The organism is Mycobacterium sp. NAZ190054 (assembly GCF_001545925.1).
Classification (GTDB): domain Bacteria; phylum Actinomycetota; class Actinomycetes; order Mycobacteriales; family Mycobacteriaceae; genus Mycobacterium.
This window is the reverse complement of record NZ_LMVQ01000296.1, coordinates 1-4,490: the sequence shown is the minus strand read 5'-3', so window position 1 is coordinate 4,490 and position 4,490 is coordinate 1. Positions and strand designations below refer to the sequence as shown.

Genomic DNA, 4,490 nt, shown 5'->3' with positions numbered 1-4,490 from the left:
CGACCTCGGGTCGCTGCTGGGCCAGGCCGCGCAGACCGATGCCCTCGCGCAGGTAGTCCATCTCGTAGAGGTGCTCACGCCACTTGCGGTCGAGCACGTTGAGCAGCACGTTGCGTTCCAGCTGCCGGCCTGCGCGCCAAGGGACTCGACGACAAGGCTCAGCCGCTGGTCTACTCGGGACCGTCCGAGGACGGCGGGGTCGAGGTCAAGCGCTCCGGGGGAGCGCCGTCGACCGGTGGTACGCGCAAGGAACGCCGCGAGGCCGCCCGCCAGCAGAAGAGCGGCAAGCACGCCAAGCGCCGCTGACCGGCCTCAGCCGATCTGCAGGGCCACCAGGCGCCAGCTGTCCTGGTGGCGCACGATCCGTGCCGCGACGGCGTGCACCCGGCCGCTGCGGGTGAACGACGCAAACACCTCCGCGGCGGCGACCGTGGGCGCGGGCGCCCGTTCCACCTGCACGTTGAACAGGAAGCCGACCGACTCCTCCTTCATGCCGTCGAGCATCGCGACGAACATGTCGTACCCCTCGCGCGCGTACTCGACCTCGGGTCGCTGCTGGGCCAGGCCGCGCAGACCGATGCCCTCGCGCAGGTAGTCCATCTCGTAGAGGTGCTCACGCCACTTGCGGTCGAGCACGTTGAGCAGCACGTTGCGTTCCAGCTGCCGCATCGCGCCCTCGCCGGCGATCTCCTCGATCTCGCGCTCACGTTCGGCGTAGGCCCGCTCGGCATCGGTGACCAGCGCCTCGAGCAGCTCGTCGCGGGTCAGCTCGCCCGGCTCGCCGACGGCGTCGGAGTCGATGAGGTCGTGATGGTCGATGCCCACCGGGTAGAGCTTCTTGAGCCCGTCCCACAGTTTCTCCAGATCCCAGTCCTCGGAGTAGCCCTCGGCGGTGGCGCCGTCGACGTAGGCGGTGATCACGTCCACCAGGATCTTGTGCGCCTGCTCGGCGAGGTTCTCGCCCTCCAGGATGCGGCGGCGCTCGGCGTAGATCACCTTGCGCTGCTGGTTCATCACCTCGTCGTACTTGAGGACTTCCTTGCGGATGTCGAAGTTCTGCTGCTCGACCTGGGTCTGGGCGCTCTTGATCGCGCGCGAGACCATCTTGGCCTCGATCGGCACGTCGTCGGGCAGGTTGAGCCGGGTCAGCAGCGTCTCCAGCGTGGCGCCGTTGAAGCGGCGCATCAGCTCGTCGGCCAGCGACAGGTAGAAGCGGGATTCGCCCGGGTCGCCCTGACGGCCGGAGCGGCCGCGCAGCTGATTGTCGATGCGGCGGGACTCGTGCCGTTCGGTGCCCAGCACGTAGAGACCGCCTGCGGCGATCACGTCCTCGGCCTCGGCCGCCACCTGCGCTTTGATGCCCGGCAGCTCTTCGTGCCAGGCTTTCTCGTACTCGTCGGGCGTCTCGACCGGGTCGAGGCCGCGCTGGCGCAGCCGCCGGTCGAGCAGGTAGTCGACGTTGCCGCCGAGCACGATGTCGGTGCCGCGGCCGGCCATGTTGGTGGCCACGGTGACCGCGCCCAGCCGGCCGGCCTCGGCGATGATGCCGGCCTCCTGCTCGTGGTACTTGGCGTTGAGCACGTTGTGCGGGATGCGGCGCTTCTCGAACTGCCGCGACAGGAACTCGGAGCGCTCGACGCTGGTGGTGCCGATCAGCACCGGCTGGCCCTTCTCGTAGCGCTCGGTCACGTCGTCGACGACGGCGATGAACTTGGCTTCCTCGGTCTTGTAGATGAGGTCGGACTGATCGGTGCGGACCATCGGCCGGTTGGTCGGGATCGGCACCACGCCCAGCTTGTAGATCTCATGCAGCTCGGCCGCCTCGGTCTGGGCGGTACCGGTCATACCGGCGAGCTTGTCGTAGAGGCGGAAGTAGTTCTGCAGCGTGATCGTCGCGACGGTCTGGTTCTCGGGCTTGATCTCGACGTGTTCCTTGGCCTCGATCGCCTGGTGCAGGCCCTCGTTGTACCGGCGGCCGATCAGCACACGGCCGGTGAAGTCGTCGACGATGAGCACCTCGCCGTTGCGGACGATGTAGTGCTTGTCGCGTTCGAACAGCTCCTTGGCCTTGATCGCGTTGTTCAGGTAGCTGATCAGCGGCGAGTTCGCGGCCTCGTAGAGGTTCTCGATACCGAGCTGGTCCTCGACGAACTCGACGCCGAGCTCGTTGATGCCGACCACCCGCTTCTTGATGTCCACCTCGTAGTGGACGTCCTTCTCCATCAGCGGCGCCAGCCGGGCGAACTCGGGGTACCAGTTCGATCCGCCGTCGGCCGGGCCGGAGATGATCAGCGGCGTGCGGGCCTCGTCGATCAGGATCGAGTCGACCTCGTCGACGATCGCGAAGTTGTGGCCGCGCTGCACGCAGTCTTCGAGCCGCAGCGCCATGTTGTCGCGCAGGTAGTCGAAGCCGAACTCGTTGTTGGTGCCGTAGGTGATGTCGGCGTTGTAGGCCGCCCGGCGCTGGTCCGGGGTCATCTGGGACAGGATCACGCCGACGTCGAGGCCGAGGAAGCGGTGCACGCGGCCCATCTGCTCGGCGTCGCGCTTGGCCAGGTAGTCGTTGACCGTGACGATGTGCATGCCCTTGCCGGCCAGCGCGTTGAGGTAGGCGGGCAGCACCGCGGTCAGGGTCTTGCCCTCACCGGTCTTCATCTCGGCGACGTTGCCGAAGTGCAGCGCGGCGCCACCCATCACCTGGACGTCGAAGTGCTTCTGGTTGAGCACCCGCCAGGCGGCCTCGCGGGCGACCGCGAACGCCTCGGGCAGCAGGTCGTCGAGGTCCTCCTTGCCGTCGGCCAGGCGGGCCCGGAACTCGTCGGTCTTTCCCCGCAGTTCGGCGTCGGAGAGCTTCTCGATGTCGTCGGACAGGGTGTTGACATAGTCAGCCACCCCCTTGAGGCGCTTGACCATGCGGCCCTCGCCGATTCGGAGCAACTTCGACAGCACGCTGAATACCCTTTTTCCTCGCCGGATGCGTTACGCAGATAGACGGACACCATCGTAGGTGACGCGCCGAAATTGCTGGTCGCGCATCTCCGGCCGCGACGGTCGAATGCAAAAGTCCCCCGGGACCGGCGGTCCCGGGGGATCTCGCGGGTTCAGGACGGGTCGGCGAGTTTGATCAGCCCGTAGTCGAACGCGTGACGGCGGTAGACCACGCAGGGCCGGTCGCTCTCCTTGTCGTGGAACAGGAAGAAGTCGTGTCCCACGAGCTCCATCTCGTACAGCGCGTCGTCGACCGTCATCGGGTTCGCCGGATGCTCCTTGACGCGCACGATGCGCCCCGGTTCGTGTTCGTCGGCGATGTCGGCGAGCCCGGCGTCCGGCGTCCCGGCCTGCTCGGCGGGCGGGGCGAAGGCGGTCTCGAGGTGGTCGAGCGAACAGGCCTCGTGCAGGGACCGCGGGGTCTTGTCGCCGTAGTGGATCTTGCGGCGGTCCTTGCTCTTGCGCAGCCTGCTCTCGAGTTTGCTCACCGCCCCTTCCAGAGCCCCGTAGAAGCTGTCGCCGCAGGCTTCACCGCGCACCACGGGGCCGCGGCCCTTGGCGGTGATCTCGACGTGCTGACAGTTCTTGCGCTGGCGGCGGTTCCTCTCGTGATAGAGCTCTACGTCGAAGAGGTAGATGGTCCGGTCGAATCTCTCCAGACGGGACAACTTTTCGGCCACATGGGTGCGGAAGTGATCGGGCACTTCGACATTGCGCCCGGTCACCGCCACCTCGGCGTGGGGAGTCGCGTCGGACGACCCCATCCCGGTGTCGGGGTCCATCAAAATCGTGCTGTCGGCGTCCACGGAATGACTTGACATACTTGGCAACTCAATTCTCCCTCGCGATCGCACGCCCCCTGCGTGCCCTACTGATCAGACATCGCACCGACGGGGCATTCTGGTCGCGCCGCTCGCCGGTGCAAGGTGTCGACTACTCACCTCCTACCGCTGGCGCGATACCGGCGTCTCGCTGCTTGAGCGCCGCCGTGAAGTGTTCACGGATGGTTGGTGCCGACGGTAGTCGCTGTTCACCGGACGTGCCACTAATTCGGTCCTCCTGTTCTCAGTTCTTCACATCGGATTGATCCCGGGGTAATCGGGTGGGCGAGGGTCACGCGTTCGCCAGTGCGAGCACAGCAACGACGTCGGCCCCGGTGGTTTGCAGGACCCGGACCGACTCGGCCGCCGTGGCGCCCGTGGTGACCACGTCGTCGACCACCACCACCGGGCCCGGGACCGCCGCACGCAGGCGCACCCGGCCGGCGACATTGCGCTGCCGGCCCGCCGGCGAAAGGCCGACCGAGTCGTGGGTGAACGCCTTGAACCGCAGGACGGGGGCGACGGCGACGCCGGGCAGGCCGGCCGCCGCTTCACCGGCGATTTTGGTGTGGCCGTAGCTGGCACCTTGTTTGGCGTGACCGAAGACCGGCCGCAGTAGTGAATCGATGTCGACGAACGCCCGGGTATCGGCACCGGGCAGCAACGCGACGCGCTCGCACA

The 4,490-nt window shown here is 67.2% G+C and carries 1 protein-coding gene and 3 pseudogenes; all 4 read right to left on the bottom strand.

Annotated elements, in window-relative coordinates; genetic code table 11:
- Positions 1 to 133, bottom strand: a pseudogene (locus tag ASJ79_RS35140) (hypothetical protein); the annotation flags it as partial.
- Between the two features lie 230 nt (positions 134 to 363).
- Positions 364 to 2,949 (bottom strand): annotated as a pseudogene (secA, locus tag ASJ79_RS19395) (preprotein translocase subunit SecA); the annotation flags it as partial.
- A 152-nt stretch (positions 2,950 to 3,101) separates the two neighbouring features.
- The gene (gene hpf / locus ASJ79_RS19390; protein ID WP_369803716.1) at positions 3,102 to 3,752 is read right to left on the bottom strand and encodes a ribosome hibernation-promoting factor, HPF/YfiA family; all 651 of its coding nucleotides are present in this window, start codon (positions 3,750 to 3,752) and stop codon (positions 3,102 to 3,104) included.
- Positions 3,753 to 4,101: 349 nt separating this feature from the next.
- Positions 4,102 to 4,377: pseudogene (locus tag ASJ79_RS19385) on the bottom strand (ComF family protein); the annotation flags it as partial.
- Between the last annotated feature and the right edge of the window lie 113 nt (positions 4,378 to 4,490).

Coding starts and splice junctions, on each gene's coding strand:
- hpf (WP_369803716.1), bottom strand. CDS start 3,752: ATGGGGTCGTCCGACGCGACTCCCCACGCCGAGGTGGCGGTGACCGGG.